The sequence below is a fragment of the Singulisphaera acidiphila DSM 18658 genome, assembly GCF_000242455.2.
Classification (GTDB): domain Bacteria; phylum Planctomycetota; class Planctomycetia; order Isosphaerales; family Isosphaeraceae; genus Singulisphaera; species Singulisphaera acidiphila.
This window is the reverse complement of sequence record NC_019892.1, coordinates 1,164,878-1,187,601: the sequence shown is the minus strand read 5'-3', so window position 1 is coordinate 1,187,601 and position 22,724 is coordinate 1,164,878. Positions and strand designations below refer to the sequence as shown.

The 22,724-nt window shown below is 63.1% G+C and carries 16 protein-coding genes; 11 read left to right on the top strand and 5 right to left on the bottom strand.

Annotated elements, in window-relative coordinates; genetic code table 11:
- Positions 1-136: 136 nt before the first annotated feature.
- From SINAC_RS04620 to SINAC_RS04610, 3 genes are all read right to left on the bottom strand, one after another.
- Positions 137-1,384: a 3-dehydroquinate synthase gene (locus SINAC_RS04620; protein WP_015244525.1), complete on the bottom strand. Its 1,248-nt coding sequence runs from the start codon at positions 1,382-1,384 to the stop codon at positions 137-139.
- A gap of 265 nt (positions 1,385-1,649) precedes the next feature.
- Positions 1,650-3,272 (bottom strand): hypothetical protein, encoded by a 1,623-nt coding sequence (locus tag SINAC_RS04615; RefSeq protein ID WP_015244524.1) that lies wholly within the window; start codon positions 3,270-3,272, stop codon positions 1,650-1,652.
- A gap of 435 nt (positions 3,273-3,707) precedes the next feature.
- The gene (locus SINAC_RS04610; RefSeq protein ID WP_015244523.1) at positions 3,708-5,117 is read right to left on the bottom strand and encodes a sulfatase; all 1,410 of its coding nucleotides are present in this window, start codon (positions 5,115-5,117) and stop codon (positions 3,708-3,710) included.
- A 218-nt stretch (positions 5,118-5,335) separates the two neighbouring features.
- Here SINAC_RS04610 and SINAC_RS04605 point away from each other — a divergent pair, with 218 nt between their 5' ends.
- From SINAC_RS04605 to SINAC_RS04545, 11 genes are all read left to right on the top strand, one after another.
- Positions 5,336-7,165 (top strand): M20/M25/M40 family metallo-hydrolase, encoded by a 1,830-nt coding sequence (locus tag SINAC_RS04605; protein ID WP_015244521.1) that lies wholly within the window; start codon positions 5,336-5,338, stop codon positions 7,163-7,165.
- 387 nt (positions 7,166-7,552) lie between these two features.
- On the top strand, positions 7,553-9,889 hold the full coding sequence (locus tag SINAC_RS04600; protein WP_015244520.1) for a DUF1592 domain-containing protein: 2,337 nt from the start codon (positions 7,553-7,555) through the stop codon (positions 9,887-9,889).
- A 90-nt stretch (positions 9,890-9,979) separates the two neighbouring features.
- The gene (locus SINAC_RS04595) at positions 9,980-11,299 is read left to right on the top strand and encodes a DUF1552 domain-containing protein (protein WP_015244519.1); all 1,320 of its coding nucleotides are present in this window, start codon (positions 9,980-9,982) and stop codon (positions 11,297-11,299) included.
- 306 nt (positions 11,300-11,605) lie between these two features.
- On the top strand, positions 11,606-12,130 hold the full coding sequence (locus SINAC_RS04590; protein WP_020465885.1) for an RNA polymerase sigma factor: 525 nt from the start codon (positions 11,606-11,608) through the stop codon (positions 12,128-12,130).
- Complete coding sequence (locus tag SINAC_RS04585) at positions 12,091-12,627, top strand: hypothetical protein (protein ID WP_015244517.1); 537 nt, start codon at positions 12,091-12,093, stop codon at positions 12,625-12,627. Before SINAC_RS04590 ends, SINAC_RS04585 begins: the two co-directional genes overlap by 40 nt.
- The gene (locus tag SINAC_RS04580) at positions 12,624-14,105 is read left to right on the top strand and encodes a hypothetical protein (RefSeq protein ID WP_015244516.1); all 1,482 of its coding nucleotides are present in this window, start codon (positions 12,624-12,626) and stop codon (positions 14,103-14,105) included. The genes SINAC_RS04585 and SINAC_RS04580 overlap by 4 nt, the downstream gene beginning before the upstream one ends.
- Positions 14,106-14,144: 39 nt before the next feature.
- A complete protein-coding gene (locus SINAC_RS04575) occupies positions 14,145-15,677 on the top strand; it encodes a DUF1559 domain-containing protein (protein WP_015244515.1) in 1,533 nt (510 codons plus the stop codon).
- A gap of 207 nt (positions 15,678-15,884) precedes the next feature.
- Complete coding sequence (locus tag SINAC_RS04570) at positions 15,885-16,823, top strand: MBL fold metallo-hydrolase (protein ID WP_015244514.1); 939 nt, start codon at positions 15,885-15,887, stop codon at positions 16,821-16,823.
- 1,005 nt (positions 16,824-17,828) lie between these two features.
- Entirely contained in the window at positions 17,829-18,599 is a 771-nt protein-coding gene (locus SINAC_RS39640) for a hypothetical protein (protein WP_157579410.1), read from the top strand.
- A gap of 393 nt (positions 18,600-18,992) precedes the next feature.
- Positions 18,993-19,526, top strand: coding sequence for a hypothetical protein (locus SINAC_RS04550; RefSeq protein WP_015244513.1), 534 nt, complete (start codon positions 18,993-18,995; stop codon positions 19,524-19,526).
- A gap of 15 nt (positions 19,527-19,541) precedes the next feature.
- Positions 19,542-20,144 carry a hypothetical protein gene (locus tag SINAC_RS04545; protein ID WP_015244512.1) on the top strand — a complete coding sequence of 201 codons (603 nt, stop codon included), beginning with the start codon at positions 19,542-19,544 and terminating at the stop codon, positions 20,142-20,144.
- Between the two features lie 110 nt (positions 20,145-20,254).
- Here the strand turns inward: SINAC_RS04545 and SINAC_RS04540 are convergent, their stop codons facing one another.
- A complete protein-coding gene (locus tag SINAC_RS04540; protein ID WP_244884930.1) occupies positions 20,255-20,929 on the bottom strand; it encodes a group II intron maturase-specific domain-containing protein in 675 nt (224 codons plus the stop codon).
- Positions 20,838-22,571, bottom strand: a complete 1,734-nt coding sequence (locus SINAC_RS04535; protein WP_015244511.1) for a recombinase family protein — start codon at positions 22,569-22,571, stop codon at positions 20,838-20,840. The genes SINAC_RS04540 and SINAC_RS04535 overlap by 92 nt, the downstream gene beginning before the upstream one ends.
- Between the last annotated feature and the right edge of the window lie 153 nt (positions 22,572-22,724).

Genomic DNA, 22,724 nt, shown 5'->3' with positions numbered 1-22,724 from the left:
GCGAAGCCCTCAAGGACGCGTCATTTCGAAGACGGCAGAGGTCTGGGGACCGAACACGGTCCCCAGACGCCCGGTCGCAACGCGACTTGGGTCCAGGAAGATTGAGGAGGGGAGGGCAGGGGGAGGCGAACCGGCATCAAAGCCAGGAAAGACCCGGCTCGCCGGCCGTCGACTCGGTTTCCGGGCGAGGCTCGGGCGTCGACCCGACCTGGCGAGTCCAGGCGGCCGGATCGAGGCGTTCGAGCCGCCGAAGCGCCTGGCGCATCAAGGCTTCATCCACCTCATGGACGTCGACCGGGTCGCCGACACCACGGAGCATCGTCAGGGTCAGCCGTCCCCCCAGGTGCTGGCGGAACTCTTCCAACCCTTCGAACAGGGCCTCCCCCTCGCGAAGGGCAGGGTGTCCCAAGGGCAGGCCCAGGTCAGCCAGGCAGCGGAGCACTCGATCGGCCACCTCGGACGGCAGCCCGAGCGCCAGCGACGAATAGACGGTGTCGAGCGCCACACCAATCGCGACGGCCTCGCCGTGCCGCACCTGGAAGTCGGTCATCGCCTCCAGGCGGTGGGCCGACCAGTGGCCGAAGTCGAGCGGCCTCGCCTCGCGCGACTCAAACGGGTCGCCTCCTCGGGTGATGTGCCGACGATGCCACTCCGCCGATGCGCGGATGGCGGGCAAGGCCGCAGTCAGGTCGCGCTGGCGAATCCGAGCCGCCGTCGCGCACAACTCCGCGAACATCCCCGGATCCTTGAGCAAGGAGACCTTGACCGCTTCGGAGAAGCCGCAGACAAAGTCGCGATCGGGCAGTGTCGCGAGCAGCGCAGTGTCGTTGATGACGGCCCAGGGGACCGCGAAACTGCCGAGCCAGTTCTTCTTGCCGAACAGGTTGACCGCGTTCTTGACCCCCACGCCCGAATCGCCTTGGGCGAGCGTGGTGGTTGGTAAACGAACCAGCCGCAAGCCACGGTGTGCGATTGCGGCGGCGAAGCCGACCGCGTCCAGAACCGCGCCGCCGCCGACCACCACCACGTAACTCCGCCGGTCCAGCCCGGCGGCGTTGAAGACCTTGAGCATTCGCTCGAGGATGTGGATGTCGTTCTTGACCGCCTCGCCCCCTTCGACGACCTGCACGTTGCCGGCCAGTGTGATCCGGTCGGCATGGGCAGCGGCAAAGTCACGGAGCCGGTGCCGCAACTCGGGCTGGGCATTCGCCACGTGATCGTCGAGCCAGAACTGGACCCGGGCAGGCCGGTCGCCGGACGGCTCGAGCACGTCGGCCAGCACCCCTTGATCAGCGCCGAGCACGTCGTCGGTGAAATGGAGCCGATGGATGAAAGAGGGGGAGAAAGAGACCTCAGTGCGAACCGGCTCGATTTCGTAATCCATCGCGGCAAGACTTCCCGGGTAGGTGGCGGGAGCTCGTCGGGCCTTGGGTCGTTAACTGGCCGCGACGCGCGGGTGGGTACTGATGGTTCTCAAAGTATACAGGCGCGTCACGCCCCGGTCGAGACCCCAGAACCGAGCCCCGGAGAAAGGCCCCACGTCAAAAGAAACGGCCACCGGCCCTCGCGTTACCGCGTGGGCCGGTGGCCGGTCAATTCGACTTCCATTCAGAAAAAAAGAGCGGATCAACCTCCGCTCCATCTCAAACTCAAAGGCCGCTCAGGTCGGCCGCGATCACGCGGATCCCCTTCTTCAGGCCGAGCGACTTGACCATCTCGTCAGTCGCGGGCAACGTCATGCTCCGCTGGGGCGAGATGCTGATCCCGGCGAGGACCTTGGAGGAGTCGGCGTCGGTATCGCTCCCCTTACCCAGCACCGCGATTCCGTTCAGGATCAGCGGCGAGGCGTTCTCGATCTTGATCTTGTAGGTCGGCTTCCCCTTCGAGCGCGGGCCGGGCGAGAGCTGGGCCCGAACCATCCGGTCGAGGATCCCCTCGGCCAGACCGTCGGTCACTGCCGCCACGTTCAGCTCACCCGTCTTGGTTCGCGAGAGCGGCAGCGTGAACTTGCCCGCCGCCGCCCAAGAGCGAGCCGGACCGTCGCTGGTTGCTACCTGCACGGTGGCCTCGTCTCCATTGACCTGAACCTTGCAGGCCAACGCCGGGCCCTTCGGCTCCGCAGGAACGCCCGAGACCCCCTTCAGGCCCAGGACCGTCTTCTCTTTGAGCGCGTCTCTGAGTTCCTGAGCCGCCGACTCTCCGGCTGTCCCCTTGGCCACGATCTCGTACTGCAAGACCCCCGTCTCCTCGGCGGGAAGCGCCCCCAAGCCGTCGACGAAGGTGCGGGCCAGGGTCAGCTCATGGGTGTTGGCCCAAGACTTCGACATTCCCTCGATCGCGGCCCAATCGCGGCCGGACGCCACGTGCAACATGACCAACTGGGCGACGGCCTGAGGTGCCTTGTCCTCGGCCAATCGCTTCATCGCCCCCTGGACCCGGACATCATCGGTCAACTGGCTGATCTCGCCGAGGCGGAGCTTCTCCCCCTTGGCCGGCATCGTCATCGACTGATCCGCGTTCGGGTCCGACAGCCTGACCAAGCGCGTGGGCAGGTGCCGGGTCTGCTTGGGATTGAGCGCGGCGAAGGGGAGGCCGGTGGGAGGAACGGAACGCATGCCGCCGCCCATACCACCCATGCCGCCGCCCATACCACCCATGCCACCGCCCATACCACCCATGCCGCCGCCCATACCACCCATCATGCCGGACATGAGGGACTGCTGATCCCAGCTATCCCGCTCGCCGACCAGGGACATGATCAGCCGGCCCAGCATCATCATCCCCATCGAGGCGGGCATCGTTCCGCCGCCCATCATGCCACCGCCGCCGCCTCCCATACCACCGCCCATACCACCACCCATGCCACCGCCGCCCATACCTCCCATACCACCGCCCATACCTCCCATACCACCGCCCATACCGCCACCCATGCCACCGCCCATACCACCACCGCCCATGCCGCCCATGCCACCGAATTGGCCGGTAGCCCCTGAGGCGATCAGACCGGGGGGAAGGACGACCCGGAGCGGACGCTTGGTCTTGTTCGTGAGCGACAAGGTCATCCGGCCGTCGCCGCTGCCTTCAGCATCGACGGAAACATCGCCCTGTCGCACCGCATCGAAGAGGCTGACGGGCTTGGTTTCGGGGGAACTCGTCTGATCCTCGGCCTTGGCCGCGGGTTCAACCGCGACACTTTGCGTCGCCGAGACCGACAGACAGAACCCCGCAGCCAGGGCCGCCAAACGCCCGGGCGCAAAAAGAGCGAGTCGCATGAGGGGGAAAACCTTTCTGGTGCTCACCTGAGCACGTCGGAGAGTGAATATCCGGACAATTTTTCGTGAAAATCAAGAGGAAGCGAATCAACGTGCTCGATCGGATCCGGCTCAGGCTTACGAAAGGAAAAAGGCGAGAGCCGGAGGAACGCGAGAGGGAGGTCGCGATCAACCGGTCTTGGACGCCGGCCGACCGGAAGATATTCAGTACTCTCTGAAAAAGAAAAAAAGTGGGCTCTCAAGGTCATCCGTGGAGAACAGGCAAGCTCTCCCATCATCACAATCAAACCATTCGTTCGCGGACCAAGACCATTACTCCGGGAACGTCCGTGAGAACACCCCTGAGCTGAAGCCTACCCTACGAAACGCACGGGCCACTCATGAACGCGAACTCATTGGGCCTTCCCTGAGATCCCGGCTCGGAAAGACCACGGCCTACTTTTGATTCGATGTCGGCATGGGAGCATGAATCCGCTTGCGCCATGCGAGCATCCTGGCGTGAAGCTCCTTCACGCGATCAGGCATGGCTGAAGCCAGATCAGACGTTTCGCCCGCATCGTTTCGTATGTTATAGAGTTCAAGTTTGCCGGTTTCGAAGAACTCGACGAGTTTCCAGTCGCCCGACCGGATCGCGCCGACGGGGGTGGTTCGCCAGCTTCCCTTGCCCGCGCCAAGGTAGCCGGGGAAGTGCCAGTAGAGATCTTCACGCTCCCAAGGTTCCTGGCCGCCGCTGGTCAAGAGGCGGAGGTAGCTGGTCCCATCGAGGGGATCACTCTCGGGCGCCTTCCCTTCGGCCAGTTCGACCAGGGTGGGGTAGAGGTCCACGCTGTTGATCGCGCGATCGCAGACGGTGCCTGCGGGGATCTTGCCCGGCCAGCGAAAGAGGTAGGGGGCCCGGATCCCCCCCTCATAGAGCATGCCCTTGCCCCCACGCAACGGGGCGTTGTCGGTCACGGCACCCGCCTTGCCAATACCTTCTCGTTCATAGCCGCCGACCCCGCCGTTATCGCTCGAGAAGATGACCAGCGTGTCGTCGGAGAGTCCGAGTTCATCAAGCGTCTTGACCACGCGGCCGACGCTCTCATCGACGCTGGCGAGCATGGCGGCGTATGTGGGGTCATGATGCCCTCCGGCCGCCGCCTTTTCCGCAAACTTCTTGACCAGGTCTTTCTTCGCCTGATAAGGCGAATGCACACCGAAGTGAGGGAGGTAGAGGAAGAATGGCTCGTCTTTGTGGCGCGTGATGAAGTCGACCGCCTTGTCGGTCAGGAAATCGGCGAGGTAGGTACCGGCCGGGTAGGTCACCTCGGGGGCGGTCGTGAAGTCGAAGTGCTGGCCCATCGAGACGATCGCTTCGTCAAAGCCCCTGCGCCTGGGGTGATAGTCCCCTTGCTGACCGAGATGCCACTTGCCGAACATCCCCGTGGCATACCCCGCCGCCTGAAGCGTCTGGGCGATCGTCACCTTCCCCAACGGCAACCCCTGGGCATTGTCGACCGGCCGAAGCGGACGGCTCTTCCAGTCGAATCGATCAATCGAGCCGACGGTATAAATACCGGTTCGCGGCCCGTACTGACCGCTCATCAAGGCGGCTCGCGTCGGCTGGCAGTTGGGACCACACGTGTAGCCGTCGGTGAACTTCAGGCCTTGGGCAGCCAATTTATCAATGTGCGGAGTCTCGTAATAGCGACTCCCGTAGCAAGCGACGTCGGTAAAACCGAGATCGTCGGCGAGGATAAACACGATGTTCGGCTTCCGGTCCGCCGCCCAAACAGGCCGCGGCGCCTGGGCCATCGCGCTGAGCAACAGCAAGGCCACCAGCTCTCGAACGATGCTGCGGCTCATCCTGACCTCTCCCCATTCGCTAGAATCTCTGGCAAGCAGGCGAAACGAGTGCGATGATGCTAATCGGTGCGCGGATCCTCCGCCACCCGATCGCCCTCAAACGGCCCGCCGCCCCCTGGAGCGGTGCTCGACACGGGCCTAAGATCGAGTCCCGCGAGTGATATCCGCCCGCGAATCTCAAACTTGCTTGATCCCTCGCCTCGCGGAGTTCAGCAACCATGCCCAGGCCTCCCAAGACCCTCGTCCTGCTGCTTCCGGCGACCTGCCTCGTCGTGCTCCTGCCCTTGCTCTCGCTCCAGGCGCAGCAGCCATCCTCGCCCGGCGGGAACCAGCCGACCGCCAAGGACGTCATCAAGAGGATCGAGACGAAGAAAGAAACGGCCAAAGCCGCGAGCGATCCCATCGAGCGGATCAAAGAGGAAGGGCTGAAGCGGTCGCAGGTCATGGCGACCTTGAGCTACCTGACCGACGTGATCGGTCCCAGGCTCACCGGTTCGCCGGGGCTGACGCGTGCGAATGAGTGGACCCGGGACAAACTCTCCGGCTGGGGCCTGGAAAACGCTCACCTCGAGCCGTGGGGGCCCTTCGGACGCGGTTGGTCGCTCCAGCGGTTCTCAGCCCAGGTCGTCGAGCCCCACGCGATTCCGTTGATCGGCTACCCCAAGGCGTGGTCGCCCAGCCTCGAAGGCCCGCTCCTCGCCCCGGTCGTCTTCCTCGACGCCAAGTCGGAAGCCGACCTCACCAAATTCAAGGGAAAGCTCAAGGGAGCGATCGTACTAACCAGGCCGGCCCGCAGCCTCGACGCCCAGGTCGAGCCGCTCGCGACCCGGCTGTCGGACAGCGAGTTGCTCACGTTGGCCAATGCCAACGAGCCCAGCAGCGGGCGGAGTGAACGCCGCCGCGAGGCCCCCACGTTCGAGCGGAAAAAGTTCCAGTTCCTCATCGACGAAGCCGCCGCGCTGGCGGTCGAGCCCAGCCCGATCGGGGACGGCGGCACCCTGTTCGTCGCCGGGGCCAGTGTGCCCGGCCCCGCGACTTCGCCCACGCCCGGCTCCAACGCCAGGCGGCCCACCGCGTGGGACAAGGACTCGCCTCGGACCGTCCCTCAGGTCGTCCTCGCTACCGAACACTACAACCGCTTGGTCCGCATGATCGGCCAAGGTGAGTCACTCAAGATGGCCGTCGACCTGTCCGTCCAGTTTCATGATGACGACCTGATGGGATACAACACGATCGCCGAGTTCCCCGGCACCGACCTGAAACATGAGGTCGTCATGCTCGGCGGCCACCTCGACTCATGGCACAGCGCCACCGGCGCCACCGACAACGCGGCCGGCGTCGCGGTGGCCATGGAGGCCGTTCGCATCCTCAAAACCCTCAACCTGCAACCGCGTAGGACCGTCCGGATCGCCCTCTGGACCGGCGAAGAGCAGGGGCTCCGAGGCTCGCAGGCCTATGCCTCCAAGCACTTCAGCAATGGCGACAACCCCGCCGGATTCGGTCGCTCCGGCGGTTCGGAGATCGAGAAAAATAAGGACAAGGACAAAAAGTCCGAGGCCGACTCAGTACCGAACCCTGAGTTCGACTCGTTCTCGGGCTACTTCAACCTCGACAACGGGACGGGGAAAATCCGAGGGGTCTACCTCCAAGGCAACGAGGCGGTGCGGCCGATCTTCCGCAAGTGGCTCCAGCCCTTCCGAGAGATGGGAGCCGCAACCCTCTCCCCCGCCAATACCGGGGGCACCGACCACCTCGCGTTCGACAGCCTCGGCTTGCCCGGCTTCCAGTTCATCCAAGACCCCGTCGAATATTCGACCCGAACCCACCACTCGAACCAGGACGTGTTCGACCGCATCCAGGCCGACGACATGAAGCAGGCCTCGGTCATCATGGCCGCGTTCGTCTACAATACCGCCATGCAGGACGAAAAACTCCCGCGCAAACCGAAGCCCAAGCGAGAGTCACCCACACTCGCCACGAACCCCGGCCGTGACGCGGCTCCCACTCCCTCATCATCAACAGCAGGTGCCGGCACCTCGTCCCCTTAACGCACTGGGCACGGCCCGCCTGCTTCAGAAGAAAATCGCAAAAACATAGGGGAAGACGAGCGCCTTGTTGCCCCTCTTCCCCCAAGCCGATTCCACGGAAATCCCCGAGAGAAATTCATCGCCTTGTCCCACAGATCCGAGAAAGGTAAAATCATTGTTGCATCGACGGCCGGCGTATGCGCCTCGTCGAGGAGAAGCGTCGGATCGTCTGACCGCTCAACGGTTTTCTTTCTTTGGTTCCTCGATTCCTCCGCGTTCGCTGCCGCCGGATTCCGGTGGATCATGTCAAACGGTCGGTGGTCGCTCCTGCCTCTGATATAGGCAGACCCGGCTCCGCTGCCTTTGGCTCCCGAGGAGAATCCAGCCTCCGTCATGGAAAGCCATTCGATGCGGCCCCCCCAGCCCTTGGTGATCCCATTCCCTCGTTTCGGTCTCGCTCTCGCCTGGCTGCTGGCGATCGTGCTAGCCCCGCGTATGGCCACGGCGGCCGAAGAGAGCAACAGCGGCGAACAGATCTACCTGCGCCAGTGTGCGTCGTGTCACGGGGCGAAGGGGGAGGGGACGCCCCAAGATTATCCGCATCCGCTGGTTGGGGATCGGACCTTGCCCCGGCTCGCCAGCTACATCGCCAAGTCGATGCCCGAGGACGACCCTGGATCGTGCGTGGGGGAGGATGCCGAGAAGGTCGCGGCCTACATTCACGAAGCCTTCTATTCGAAGACAGCCCAAGCCCGAGCCAAGCCACCCCGGATCGAGCTTGCCCACCTCACCGTGCGGCAATACCGCAACGCGGTGGCCGACCTCCTTGGGGGTTTCCGCGAGCCCGGCCAGTGGGGCGGCGATCGCCGTGGTTTGCAGGGGGACTACTTCAAGTCGAAGCAGATCCACAACGACGGGGTCATCAGCCGGGTCGATCCCGTCGTCCGGTTCCAATTCGCCAAGTCGAGCCCCGACCCCGAAAAGATCGACCCCAAGGAATTCTCGATCCGCTGGCAGGGGTCGGTCCTCGCTCCCGAGACGGGGGAGTATGAATTTATCGTCAAGACTGAGAACAGCTTTCGGTTGTGGGTCAACGACCTCAAACAGCAGCCGCTGATCGACGCCTACGTCAAGTCGGGCAGCGACACCGAATACCGCGGTTCGATCCGCCTGCTGGCCGGGCGCGCCTATCCGTTGCGGCTCGAGTACTTCAAAGCGGCCACCCAAGGGGTCAAGAAGGACGACAAGAAGGCGGAAGAAAAGCCGGCGTCGATCGCCCTCGAATGGGCCCTGCCGCATCGCGTCGCCGAGGTCATTCCCGAGCACAACCTCTCTCCCAGCGTGCTCCCCGAGTCGTTCGTCCTGGCGAGCCCGTTTCCGCCCGACGACCGCAGCGTCGGCTACGAGCGCGGGTCGTCGGTCTCCAAGGAGTGGGAGCAGGCCACCACCGACGCCGCGATCGAGGTTGCCGACTATGTCGTGGCCCGTCTTCGCGCGTTGACCGGGGTCAGAGAGAACGACCCGGACCGAGAGCCTCGCCTCCGCGCATTCTGCCTTCGATTCACGGAGCGCGCCTTTCGCCGCCCGCTGACGGACGACCAGCGCGAGCTCTACGTCGAGCGCCAGTTCAAGGATGTCCGCGACTTCGATACGGCCGTCAAACGGGTCGTACTGCTCACCCTCAAGTCGCCCCGATTCCTTTACCGTGAGGTGGGAGGGGAGGGGGACGCCTATGACGCGGCCTCCCGAATCGCGTTCGGCCTCTGGGACTCGCTCCCCGACAAGCCGCTCCTGCAAGCCGCTGCGGACGGCCAGCTCAAAACCGCCGACCAGGTGGCCCGCCAGGCGGAACGCATGGTCGCCGACCCGCGATGCCGCGCGAAGCTCCGCGACTTCTTCTTTCAGTGGCTGAAGGTCGAGCAGATCCCCGACCTGGCGAAGGATCCCAAGCAATTCGCCGAATTCGACCAGGCCATGGCCTCGGACCTGCGAACCTCGCTCGACCTGCTCCTGGAAGACCTGGTCTGGAGCGAGTCCTCCGACTTCCGCCAGCTCCTGCTCACCGACTCGCTCTACCTCAACGGCCGGCTGGCCCAGTTCTACGGCGCCGACCTTCCGACCGACGCCCCCTTCCAGAAGGTTACTCCGGAACCGCGCGAGCGGGCGGGCGTCTTGACCCACCCCTACTTGATGACGAGTTTCGCCTACACGGCGACGAGCTCGCCGATCCATCGGGGCGTATTCCTTGCTCGGAGCGTCCTCGGCCTGTCTCTACGGCCGCCGCCCGAGGCTTTCCCGCCGCTCTCGCCCGACCTTCATCCCCAGTTGAGCACCCGCGAACGGGTGGCCCTGCAAACCAGCCCCGAGTCGTGCCAGGCCTGCCATGCGATGATCAACCCGCTCGGATTCACCCTGGAGCCGTTCGACGCCGTCGGCCGGTTCCGCCGCGAAGAGAACGGGCGGTCGATCGACGCAACGGGGGCGTACCAAACGCGCACCGGGGAACTGGTCAAATTCGCCGGTGCCCGCGACCTGGCGACCTTCCTGGCCAGCAGCCCGGAGACGCACAACGCCTTCATCGAACAGCTCTTCCACCACATCGTCAAACAACCGGTCCGCGCATTCGGGTCGCATGAGCTCGAAGACCTGCGGACATCGTTTGCCGAAGGGAATTTCAATATCCGCAAGCTTGTTGTCAAGGTCGTGGCCGACACCGCCTTGACCCCGCGACACACCAAACCGTAGTCGGAAAGTGTAGCCGGATTTCTGTTCTTGCTCGATTCGTCATCCCATCAGCCCGGATTCGTTTCGCTGGCTTTCTTCAGGAGAAATGACGTGGCCCAGAGATCGACACGACGCGAGTTCATTCGCGACCTCGGCATTGGCGCAGCGTCCCTCCCGTTCATCCTGAATTTACCGAGCCTCGGCTTCGCGAACCAAGCGAAGCGCAAGCAACGGCTGGTCATTCTCTTCAGTCCGAACGGCGTCGTCCCCTCGACGTTCTGGCCCGACGACGCGGGTGAGTCGTTCACCTTCAAGGAGAGCATGGCCCCCCTGGAAGCATTCCGCAAGCAGACCCTGATCCTTCGCGGCGTCTGCGACAAGGTTCGCGGCGACGGCGACAGCCACATGCGCGGAATCGGCTGCCTCCTGACGGGAACCGAGTTGTTCCCCGGCAATATCCAAGGGGGGTCGGACACCCCGGCCGGCTGGTCGAGCGGGATTTCGATCGATCAAGAGATCAAGAATCATCTCCAAAAGACGCCCGACTCGCGGACCCGGTTCGGCTCGCTCGAGTTCGGTGTCATGGTGCCCGACCGCGCGGACACATGGACCCGGATGGTCTACACCGGCCCGAACAAGCCCGTCACGCCGATCGACGACCCGTACCAGATGTTCGCCAAGCTGTACGGACAAATGAAGGATCGCGAGAGCCTCAAGAGCATCCTCGACGCGCTCGGCGACGATCTGGGCAAGGTCCGCTCGGTTGTCAGTGCCGAGGACCGGCACCTGCTCGAGGAGCACGCGACCTTCGTCCGCGAGATGGAGAACGAGCTCAAGTCGAGCAAGAACGAGGATCTCGGCCACGCGGTCCCCGAGCTCGAGCCGGGGGTCAAGGAAGAGAACGACGAGATCCCTCGGATCAGCAAGATGCAGATCGACCTGATGGTCAACAGTTTCGCATCCGACTTTGCCCGCGTGGCCACCCTGCAATACACCAACTCGGTGGGCGGGGCGAAAATGCGCTGGCTGAAGGTGGACGAGGGGCACCACGAGCTCTCGCACGAGCCGGACAGCAACACCAGCGCCCAGGAAAAGCTGACACGGATCAACACCTGGTATTGCGAACAACTGGTCTATCTCGCGAAACGGCTCGCCGACACGCCCGAGCCGGGCGGGCAGGGGAGCCTGCTCGACAACACGCTCATCGTCTGGACCAACGAGCTGGGCAAGGGGAATTCGCATACCCTCGACAACATCCCGTTCGTACTCGTCGGCAACGGTCTCGACTTCCGGATGGGCCGATCGCTCCAGTACAAGAAGGTGCCCCACAACCGGCTCCTGATGGCGTTGGCCCACGGCATGGGCCATCGGATCGACAAGTTCGGCAACCCGAACTTCTGCAATGACGGGGTGCTGCACGACTTGACCTGAGCGAAAAGCCAGGGGAGGTACGCTCCCTGACTTCCGCGTCGAGCCATGACCACTTGGAGCCAGATCAGAGAAGCAGGGAGTTGACGCTCCCTGCTTACCTTTCTGGCGAGCGAGGCTCTCTCTCCGGTCTGCTCCAGCCTGCAATTTCAAATCCCCGCCGGTTTCCCCAACCCCCTTTCCTTTAAACTAGTTACGGCAAATCCCTACGGAGTCCACCAGGGGATACCGAAAAAATTCTGGGACCGAGCAATCCGACTGTTGTCATACTTCATAGAGTGACCAGTGCGGCGGGTGGGTCCCATCACAATGGATTCAGCACAGCTCGGACGCTTGATCGATCGTTTGGCCGGACCGCTGGAGCTTTACGCTCGCCAGTGGTGCGATACGCCCGAGGATGTCGTCCAGGAAGCGTTCATGAAGCTGGCATCTCAGCGTAAGCCGCTTCTCTCGCTCGATGCCTGGCTGTTCCGGACGGTCCGCAACGGCGCGATCAACGCCAAAATCGCCAGCTATCGCCGGAAACGGCACGAAGCGGAGGCCGCGGCCAAGGGTCCCGCTTGGTTCGAGGCCGATCCGTTGGCGTTGGGTCGGAGAGCGACCGCCGTGGATCCCGAGCTCGCTCAGTCGGCGCTTGCGGCGTTGCCCATCGCGCAGCGTGAAGTCATCGTGGCCCATCTCTGGGGGGCCTTATCCTTCGAACAGATCGCCGACCTTGCCGGAACCTCGGCGAGCTCGGCTCACCGCCTCTATCACGCGGGCCTGACAGCCCTGCGAGAACGGCTGGGGATCCCATGTCGTACGACGAGCACAACGCGGTCGATCCCGGGTTGAACGCGATCGAAAATGCCCTCGGCGCGCTGACACCGTCGCGCAGCCGCCTCGATCGCGATCGCCTGATGTTTCGCGCCGGGCAGGTCTCGGCTCGGCCTACCCCGATTGGCAAGCGGCTCTGGATTGCGGTCGCCGCCGGCACCGGGCTGATCGCCCTGGGGGAGGCGGCCATGCTCGCGCACCGGCCCGCTCCGCAGATCATCGAGAAGGTGATCGTCGTCCGGGACCGGGAGCAGCCGGTCGTTGGCGACACCCCCACCACCGAGCCGATCGTCGCCCAAGCGTCTGCGTTCCGCGGCTTCGGAGACTCTCCTTCGTTCGGGCCGACCGCCTACGAGCGGCTGAACTCGCAAGTATTCCGCTACGGACTCGACGGCCTTCCCACTCCGCCGTCGCCCCGAGCAAACGCCGATAGCAACAAGCCGTTGCCCCCCCTCACGCGTCAACTGTGGCAAGAAGAACTCCTGAAAACCCTCGAACCTGGAGCCCCCTCGTGAGACGAACATTCGCTCTGCTTGCCCTGGCTTCGGCCATGGGACCGCTGGCTGCCCCAGCCCCGGCTCAATCGCCTCCCGCCCCTCCTCCGACCGTAATCACCCTGTGGCCGGCCGCCGCGCCACGGCCTGCCCTGAAGTACCGGCTTGTGCCCGAGAGCCGCACGCTCGTGCCGGGCAACGCCGCGATCTTCTACCACCGCGCCATCCAGATGGTGCTCGATACCCGGGCGCGGTCAGCCGATGCCCCGAAGAAGGAACCGGGAATGCCCTCCGAGTCGATCGACGAGCGGATCTCCCGCTGGGGGACCGTCCCGCTCGATGAGTTCCCACGCGACGAGGCAAGGAAAGGACTCGAGCCGTTCCAACGGGTCCTGAACGAGATCGAACTCGGGGCGATCCGCTCGACCTGCGACTGGGAATTTGACCTGCGCAAGGAAGGCATCAGTCTCTTGCTCCCCGAGATCCAGGAAATGCGCTCCCTGGCAAGACTGGTGAAGGTCCGGGCCCGCCTGGAAATCGTCGACGGCAAGACCGACGAGGCGATGCATTGGATCCAGGTTGGCCTGGTCATGGGACGGCAGGTCAGCCAAGGACCGTTCGCGATCCAGGCGTTGGTCGGCGTCGCGATCGACGCGGTGATGACCGGCAGCCTCATCGACTTGATCCAGGCGCCGGGCACCCCCAGCTTGTTCTGGGCCCTGGCCGACCGACCCCAGCCCTTCATCGACCTGAGGCCGGCCCTGGAGGGCGAACGCTACATCCTCGAAAGGGAATTACCCGAGCTGAACCAGCTCGATCGGGGGGTCTGGAGCCTCGACCAGGCGCAACGGTTCACCAGCGAGTTGCAGAGCAAGCTCTTCAGCTTCGTATCGGGCGGGCCGAGCTCCGGCGCCAATAACATCTCCAGCTCAGCGCGCCAGCTCGGCATCGCCGCAATGGCTGCCAAAATCTATCCCAAGGCCAAGCAGGCCTTGATTGCGGAGGGGCGCCCCGAAGCGGAGGTTGAGGCGATGCCCGTCGTGCAGGCCGCCTCGCTCTATAGTTTTCAAGAATACAGGAGGCTCCGGGACGAAAGTTATAAGTGGATGAATCTTCCCTACTGGCAGTCGTTCGGCCGGGCCGACCAGGTGATCTCACACTCCATGGAGGACAAGCTCGCCAACCCGATGCTCACGATGTTCCAGATGCTCGCCCCGGCCCTCAACTCGGCCCGCATCGCCGCAATCAGGATCGATCGACAGTTCAACGCACTCGAATGTGTCGAAGCGATCCGGCTGTACGTTTACGCCCATCCAGGTAAGCTCCCCGCAAGCCTCGAAGAGATCACCGACGCCCCTGTGCCACGCGATCCCGCGACAGGCCAGTCCTTCGTCTACCAGGTTCATGGCGACACGGCCACCCTGACGGCCCCCGTCCCCCCCGGCGGCCCGAACCATCCCTCCTATACGATTGATTATCTGCTGAAACTGGCCCATTGATTGATCGCCCCCTCTTCCCGTTCCCGAGGAGAACCGCCCATGATGTTTTCCACCCCCTTGATTGTGCTTCTGGCTATCGGAGCACCGCCGCCCGAAGCTGAGGGAGCCGCCAAGGCCGCCGCCATCGCCCCTTTCCTCGGTGACGAGGTGGCCGCGGTCGCCCACTTTGACCTTGCCAGGCTGAACGTCCAGAGCTTTGTCCGTAGTGTGGCCGGCACCTTGGCCGACGAAGAGGATATCAGCCTGCACACAAAAACGATCAGCGACTGGGTCGATGCCCTGCGGAAGGCCGGAACCAAAGACCTATTCCTGCTGGTCGACCCGTCCGACCTCCCAGGCGTACCAATCCTGGTGGTGCCACTGAGCGACGCAACCGATGGCCGCGCAGTGGCAAAAGTTCTCGCGAAAGGCGGACCGCGAACACCGGGCCGCTGGCCAAACAGCGAGACGATCCGAGGTGCCCTGGTCGCCGGCCCTGCCGCCGCCCTGACCCGAATTCGCGAAGCCAAACCCGAGGCTCGCCCCGACATCGCGACCGCTCTCACGGCCGGAGGCAACGCTGTGGTCCAGATCGCCATCGTGCCAAGCACCACGCAGCGCCGGGCGATCGAAGAGAGCATGCCAAATCTCCCGCCCGAACTCGGCGGGGCCCCGATCACAGCGCTCTCCCGTGGCCTCCGCTGGGCCTCGCTCGCGATCGCGTCTGATCCCAAGCCAGCCTTCCACGCCATCGTGCAGGCACAGGACGCCGACGCGGCCAAGTCGCTTCGGAAGATCGCTCAGGACGGATTCAAACTCCTCGCCCAGAACGCTCAGGCCGACCCCGGATTGACCGAGGTGATCAAAACGCTCGGCCAGACCACGCCCCAGATCCAAGGGGATCGGATCATCCTCGAGGCCGACCTGGAGAAAACAGCCGCGCTGATCGCCGTGCCGATCCGCAAGGTACGCGAGGCGGCCCGCCGTTCCCAGTGCGTCAACAACCTGAAGCAGATCGGCCTGGCGATGCACAACTATCACGCGACTTATAATTCATTCCCGCCCGCCTACAGCACAAGCAAGGACGACAAGCCCCTCCTGAGCTGGCGCGTCCACATCCTGCCCTATCTCGAACAGAAGTCACTCTACGACCAATTCAAGCTCGACGAACCCTGGGACAGCCCGCACAACAAGGCCCTGATCTCTCGGATGCCAACCGTATACACCTGCCCCAGCAGCAGTGGGAAACTCGCGAAGGAAGGCAAGACGTCGTATCTCACGCCTCGTGGCCCCTCCACAATTTTCCCAGGCGCGACGGGGGTCAAGATCCAGGAGATCACCGACGGCACCTCGAACACCATCCTCGTCATTGACGCCAACGACGACGCCGCCGTGACCTGGACCAAACCGGACGACTGGGAAGTTCCCACACCGTTCACGACCAAGGGCCTCTTCGGCCATCACCCGAACGGCACGAGCTTCGGATTCGCCGACGGTTCGGTCCGATTCCTCCGCGACACGCTCGCCCCCCATGTCATCCTGAAGCTCTTGAGCCGTAACGGGAGTGAAGTCATCTCATCGGACGACCTGTAAGCGCAACGCCAACCCATCCAAACGTCGTTCTCCCCTTGCCTGGCCCTTTCCCGAAGCGATAATAGGGGCAGAGTCGACCGCTCCGGGAAAGGCCCCTGATCGTGACATCTCTCGGTCGAACCGAATCCTCCATCCCAAAAGGGCGGAGGATTCGCCCCCCCAAGCGGTCCAATCCATCACTCACGCAAAGCACGAGGCGCAACCGCCATGGGATCGGATCCAACCCGAAGAGCATTCCTGCGGAATACAACCGTCACGGCGGCGGCCCTGACCTCGCTGGCCTCAACGCGCCCAGCCAACGCCACGGCGGCCGATTCCCCGGAAGCCGTCCCTTACGTGTGCGTGACCTGCGGCTCCCAGTTCACCGAATCCTCCAGGCCCCCCGAACGCTGCCCCGTCTGCGAAGACGAGCGGCAGTACGTGAACCCCGACGGCCAGGAGTGGAAAACCCTCGACCAGATTCAATCAACGCACAAGAACACGATCAAGCAAGAAGAAGAACATCTCTACTCAATCAACACCGTGCCGAAGTTCAGCATCGGCCAGCGTGCCTTCCTGATCCAGACCCCGCAAGGAAACGTCCTCTGGGATTGCGTCTCGCTCATTGACGACGCGACGATCGCACGGATCAAGGAACTGGGCGGGATCGCCGAGATCGCGATTTCCCATCCCCATTATTACACGACGATGGTCGAGTGGAGCCGTGCCTTCGGCGATGTCCCCATCCACATCCACGAGGCGGAACGCTCTTGGGTGATGCGTCCCGACCCTTGCATTCGCTTCTGGAAAGGCGAGGCGCTCAAGCTTCGCGGCGGCTTATTCGACCTGGTCCGCACCGGCGGCCATTTCGAGGGGTATCAGGTCCTCCATTGGCCCGCCGGGGCCGGCGGCCTCGGCGCCTTGATGGCAGGCGACCAGCCGCAGATCTGCATGGACCCGAAGCAGGTCAGTTTCATGTACAGCTACCCCAACTTCATCCCCTTGAATGCGTCTGCGATCCGCCATGTCGTCGAATGCCTCGAACCGCTCGCCTACGACCGAATCTACGGCGCCTTCGTCGTTCGTGGCAAAGGAGTCATCACAACAGGCGGCAAAGCGGTCGTCCGCCGTTCCGCCGACCGCTACCTGAAGGCAATCCAGAGCTGAAAGCAACGAGGCAAAGACGGACGATATCGAACGCCAGAAAAGTCTTGCACGGAGAACTCTTCCGATAACCTGGCTCGTGCAACCGCGAAAGAACGGCAAAACACGTGCATCGCTTTTCTTGATCCTCGATAAATCCAAAGGGGCTGGGATCTCGCTGACGAGATTCCAGCCCCTTTGGATTGAGATCTTGAAGGGTGCACAACGAGCAGGCTTGGAACAGGGCGTTCACACTCGCTGCCTGCTCTAACGGCAGCAAGCAAAGGACAAGGAGAACGAACTCCCGTTCGCAATTGGTAAGGTCGCGGGGTAGGGCTGGTGAATGATTCTACCCTAAACAGTACTTTCCCGGAAACGATACAGCCTGACTGTACGCCCGCATCGCATTGAAAGGGGCATCTCCTGAGCGGATTTTGATGGGTGCTTACGACCCCATCGAGTCCCACTCGGAGATGCCCCAATGACCGACGCTACGTTGCTCTGGTCGATCTGGCAAGGCCTCCTCCAACGGTTCCACTTCGCCTTCACAAAACCCTGATTTCGCCGATTCGCCGAATGGATCACGGCCCTGGCCCTCAACGTCGAGGAGCACACCGTCACCCAGTGCGTCATCGCCATCGAACGGCCCGACGACTGGAAGGGACTGGAGAGCTTCGCCGAGTACGGCGCCTGGCACACCCGCAGGGTCACCGTCGCCCTGACCCGCTCGATCGAGAAGGCCCCGGGGCGGATCTGGCACGGCTTCCACATCTCGGCCGTCGATGACACCAAGGTCCATCGCTCCGGGGCGAACGTCTGGGGCACCTGCACCTTCCACGAGTCCACCGCGCGCTGCCCCAACCGGGCGACCACCGTCCGGGCCCACAACTGGGTCGTCCTCGGAGCCCTACTCCACGAACCACAGCGGCCGGCCTGGTTCCTGCCGATCTCCGGGCGTCTCTACTTCCACAAGGCGCAACTGCCCGATCGCCCCGGGACCAACGGAGGCAAGGAGGTCTTCCGCACCAAGTGCGAGTTGGCCGTCGAGTTGGTGCACGAGCAGGCCGAGACGACCGGGGCCGGCATCTGGCCGGCTTCGCGCTGAAGAGCGTGGTCCGGCCCCTGATCGCCCCCGAGGAGGGGTGGCCGCGAGGCGAGATCCTCACGCGACTGCGGCACGATGCCCGGGTCCATGCTCTGCCGCCGGAGCGCCGCCAGGGCCAACGGGGACCGACCCCGAAGTGGGGCAGGAAGCTCCCCCCGCCCCGACAGGGGGGACGATGGTCCGGGCCGTGGCGTGAGGCCGAGACGTACATCTACGGCCGGAGGCGGAAGGTCCGATGGAAGGAGGTGGTGGGCTTGTGGCGTGTCGCCGAGTCTGATGTGCCTGTGAAGCTGGTTGTGGCCGAGGTGGCCGGTTACAAGAAGCGGTTCACGCTGGTCGGCTCAGCCTTGGAATTGACTGGCTTGGAGATGGTGGAATTGTTCGCGGCTCGCTTCCGCCAAGAGGACGGATTCCGCGACCTGAAGCAGCGTCTGGGCTGGGAGGAGTGCCGGGCCTGGACGAAGAACCCGATCGAGCGGACAAGCCAGGCGCAATGGGTGACGCTGAGCCTGCTGCGTCTGACGCAATTCGCGCTGGAATCGGCGGGTGAGGTGGATTGGTGGTACCGTCCGCCGTGGCGTCGGAAGAAGGACCGTCCCAGCGTGCTGGACGTGGAGCGTCTGCTGAGGCGGCACCGGGGGGAAATCCAGCGATTCCTCGCGGAATGGCTGGGAGATGAGGAAGAAGCGGCCTGACGCGTCGACGGGTTGCGCAGTCGCATGCAAATACGATAGGCGAATCACGCCCGCTGCAGGGAATCCAGGCCCCGACGACCGCCTGACGGTGTTGGGAGTGCGGTGTCGCTACGCACAGGCCGGCGGTGTATACAGAAATCCGGGGAAACTACTGATTAGCGAGAAGTGTCGGAATTAATGCTCCACCCAGGCAGGGTCTCTAGCTCTCTAGTGATGTTTTGCTTTTCTTCTCGCATACCGTGCCAGCTTACGGTAGATAATCAGGTGGACAAAAAAAAACTGCGGCATCCAGATCTTTTGTGTATTCAACACATTTTAGGAGAAAAAAAAATAAGAAGACATCGTCACCGTTTCACCCCTGGTCTTGAATTTGACCGTCTGGAGGCTCGGGCCATGCTCGATGGCTCTGGCGACGACCTCCCCGACCAGGAGTTCCAGTCGCTCTACGACCAAGTCGATTCGGCGATCCCAATGTCGCTGCCCGGCGTGCGCGTTAATATCGAGACATATCAGATGCAGAATCACCAAGATCTCATCGATATCATTGAGCGGTGTCGGACGGAGTTCAACATGGGGGTCGACGCCGAGATCCAGTTGGAGCAGGATCATATCGTGGCGATGAACGGGTACAAGGCGCAGATACTCACACTCACCAGCCAGTGGCCAGCCGGGTGGATGGATGGGCCTCTGTACACACCTAACGCCAGGATCATGCTCCAGGGCCTCTACGAGATCAACGTCGCGATCACGAATGCCCAGAACTCAATAACCCATCTTCAGAACGAGAAGGCGGCGAAAAATCAACTGATCGACGAAATCGAGGCGGATATCTGGTCCATTCTCTTTGATACGAGTGAGCAAGACGCGAACGGCAACCCGATCTATGTCACGTACTACTCGAACTATTCCGTCGAGATTGTCGCCTGATCGGAGGATTATCCAATGCGATTTCGCGTCTCGCTTCGCTTGCTCATGGTCCTGGTCGCGCTGGCCGCGCTGGGCGTCGGGCCTATCTATCGCTATACCCAGACGCTCTGGCAAAGGTCGCGAGACTACGCCGAGTCCGCCAAGATTTCCGCCCTGTCGGAAAAGATCCATTTGACCAGAGCGAAAACGCCCCGATTTGGCCCTCTCGAGAAGGAGGCTGCGAGGGAGTTGGCGGACTGGCACGCGAAGCGGAGCGCCAAATACAAGCGGGCCATATACCGACCCTGGATCGTTATCGTCGATGAACCCCAGCCGCCGTCGGTGCCGGAGGCGACGGTACCGCTGCCTCCGATCGCCGAGATAGCAAAGAAGGAGAAGACCGAGATGACAAAGCAAGAGGACGGCGAGGAGTCCAACCAGGCAGTCCGGAAAATTATCGAACACAAAGATCGCCTTCGCCGTCACCAAACAGACGGAACGAAGATGACGAAGGAGGAGGCAGATCAAATAATCCGGGACGTTGCTGAACTCTTCAATGGCCATCGCCATGACCGAGAAAACCGAAAGGCAGCCCGAGAAGCGGAGGTCGCGCGTTTCCGTGACCTCGCCACTCCCTGAGCAGGAGAAGCCCGTTGATCGGCTGAGGAAATCAAATCGGGTAGGAGGGGGCCTCGCGGCCCCCGTCCTCCCACACCACCGGACGTACTCATCGCATCCGGCGGTTTCTTTCAGGCTTGTAACGTCGCGTGCCGCTGGGCGAGGTTGACCAGACCCAGAGAGTCGAACCACGGTTGGACCATCGCCTGGTGGGCAGCAGGGCTCCCTGACAGACGCCACCAGCCTTTCCCCGACAGGGCGGTCACCCACGCCGAGGCGTGAGGGACTCCCTGCCGCAGTAGGAAGTCGACAAGGGGTTTGGTTCGCTTGCATTGCTTCATCCGCGCACATCGCAGTTTGCGACGAGCCCAGCCGTCCAAGTCCTTCAGGTGATGACGACACGCCGCGTGGCGGAAGTACGTCACCCAACCGGTCAGGAACGAGTTGAGCTCGGTGATCATCCGGTCGAGGCCGACGCCTCGATTGCGCCGAGTGATCTCGCGGATGCGGTCCTTGGCCCGTTCCAGACTCTTTGGGGCGATGCCCAGCCGACCGCCTCTCAGGAGACGGTGGCCAAGGAACTTGCGATCCTCGACGAATGCCACCGCGCTTTTCTCCCGATTGACACGAAGGTGAAGGACTTCCTCCAGGAACCGGGTGACCGACCTCAGCACCCGCTCCCCCGCTGCCTTCGATTGGACATAGATATTACAATCATCGGCATAGCGACAGAAGCGGTGGCCGCGACGTTCCAGTTCCTTGTCCAAGTCGTCCAGGAGCAGGTTGGCCAAGAGCGGTGAGAGCACGCCCCCAACAATGTTGCAAACTACCGTGTTGGGGGCGTCCCTCAAAAGGGGATGGGCTGACTCGATACACGATGCGAATCTCCTGCTCGTCGATCTCTACCTTTTTCACCAAGGCCCGCACGATCTCCCGTCGTGTGTCCCAGTCCGGCTCTTGCAACTCCTGGGAAACTCGCCTCGCGAACTCCTCCAACTGGCCGATCACCAGCCGGAGTTCTGCCTCTTGGCTCGCCTCGCCGATCCGCTGCCGACACTCATGCTCCAGTTTCCCCAGGCGTTCCCTCGCCGCCAAGATCCTCGGCTCGAAATCCGACTTATCGAGTAACCCGTCGCTGTAAGCATCGATCAATCTAGCAATCATCTTTTTTAGATTCTTAACCTGCTTGTCGAGATGCTCCACCTCGTGGCTCGGGCCGGACTCCGCCGCCTGCAGCCGCCGCTCGTACTCCGCCCGGACCCGGTCGGGTTCGGATAAAAGCTGACGTACATCGTCCCAGACGGTGGCGTCCAAAACATCGGTGCGGACCTGCTTGTTCCAGCACAGACGCTGGCCGCCGAAGCGGTAGGCGTCGGAACCCGTGCAGCGGTAGTAGGCGTAGGGGACCTTGCCTTTGGCTGAGGCCCGGCTCGTCGGCTTACCGTAGCAGCCGTAGCCGCACCGCTGGCAAACGACCAGGCCCTGGAGCAGGTAACGGCCAACACCGGGCCGGTCGCGACGGCGTTGTCGGTTCTCCTCGAGTTGATCCTGGACCGCCCCGAAGAGGTCCTCGCTCACCAGCCCGGGGACATCAATTAAGATCTGATCTTCCAATAAGGTATCGACCCGTGAGGCCGGGCGTCTCGGATGCTCGGGGCGGCCGCGCTGCGGGCGGAGCCGCAGCCGCTTGGGTGGGCCCGATCGCGTCTTGCCATAGGCCGCCGTCCCCTTGTAGGCGGGGTTCTTGAGGATCAGCCAGACCGTCGAGCGGTCCCAGGCCGATTTGCCGGTTCGCGTGGTGACTCCCTCGTCTTTCAGGCGGCGGCAGACTTCGCCGATGGAACACCGTTCCTGGCCGACCCACCCGAAGATCTTCCGCACGACACGTGCCTCTTCGGCCACGATCTGATAACGCGCCTCGCCGTCGCCGTCGTGCTTGCCGACGTATCGGTAGCCGTAGGGCGCGCCACTGAGCACGTTGACCGAGCCATGGCGGGCCGCGTGCTGCTTGCCCCGGCGGCAACGTTCCATGATCTTGGCACGCTCGTACTCGGCGATCATGCCCTGGACCTGCAGCAGCAAGTTCTCCTCGGGTCCGCGGCCGGGGGGATTGCGAAGGAAGACGACCTCGACGCCGCAATGGTTGAGTTCCTCAATGAGCAATACCTGATATGCATATTTGCGTGATAGACGATCAGGGTCGAGGACGTAGAGGCGGTCGATGGCGCCGGCCGCAGCCTGATCCCGGAGTTGTTCAAGGCCCGGGCGAACCAGGATGCTGCCGCTGACTCCATCGTCCACGAAGCACGATTCGGGGTCGCATTCCAAGCCATCATCGGCGACGCGTTGTGTGACGACTTCGAGTTGGCTGGCGATTGTGTCCTCTTTGGCCTGGGATTCACCGGAGACCCGGGCGTAGATCGCCACACGAAGATTGGGATTGTGCATGGCAGGTCAAGCTCCCCCGGCCTTAGATCGGAGTCCCTGGTTCGTCGCCTCCGTCTCGTGGCACTCGGTTCGAGATCGCGGCCGTTCCGGGTGGCGGGAGACGACTGGAATCAGCGATTGATATGCAGTTGAAATCAAGTGGCTATGAAGTCG

Excerpts from the sequence above, each read along its gene's own strand:
- SINAC_RS04620 (WP_015244525.1), bottom strand. The coding sequence starts at position 1,384 with ATGGATTACGAAATCGAGCCGGTTCGCACTGAGGTCTCTTTCTCCCCC.
- SINAC_RS04615 (WP_015244524.1), bottom strand. The coding sequence starts at position 3,272 with ATGCGACTCGCTCTTTTTGCGCCCGGGCGTTTGGCGGCCCTGGCTGCG.
- SINAC_RS04610 (WP_015244523.1), bottom strand. The coding sequence starts at position 5,117 with ATGAGCCGCAGCATCGTTCGAGAGCTGGTGGCCTTGCTGTTGCTCAGC.
- SINAC_RS04605 (WP_015244521.1), top strand. The coding sequence starts at position 5,336 with ATGCCCAGGCCTCCCAAGACCCTCGTCCTGCTGCTTCCGGCGACCTGC.
- SINAC_RS04600 (WP_015244520.1), top strand. The coding sequence starts at position 7,553 with ATGCGGCCCCCCCAGCCCTTGGTGATCCCATTCCCTCGTTTCGGTCTC.
- SINAC_RS04590 (WP_020465885.1), top strand. The coding sequence starts at position 11,606 with ATGGATTCAGCACAGCTCGGACGCTTGATCGATCGTTTGGCCGGACCG.
- SINAC_RS04585 (WP_015244517.1), top strand. The coding sequence starts at position 12,091 with ATGTCGTACGACGAGCACAACGCGGTCGATCCCGGGTTGAACGCGATC.
- SINAC_RS04575 (WP_015244515.1), top strand. The coding sequence starts at position 14,145 with ATGATGTTTTCCACCCCCTTGATTGTGCTTCTGGCTATCGGAGCACCG.
- SINAC_RS04570 (WP_015244514.1), top strand. The coding sequence starts at position 15,885 with ATGGGATCGGATCCAACCCGAAGAGCATTCCTGCGGAATACAACCGTC.
- SINAC_RS04550 (WP_015244513.1), top strand. The coding sequence starts at position 18,993 with ATGCTCGATGGCTCTGGCGACGACCTCCCCGACCAGGAGTTCCAGTCG.
- SINAC_RS04545 (WP_015244512.1), top strand. The coding sequence starts at position 19,542 with ATGCGATTTCGCGTCTCGCTTCGCTTGCTCATGGTCCTGGTCGCGCTG.
- SINAC_RS04535 (WP_015244511.1), bottom strand. The coding sequence starts at position 22,571 with ATGCACAATCCCAATCTTCGTGTGGCGATCTACGCCCGGGTCTCCGGT.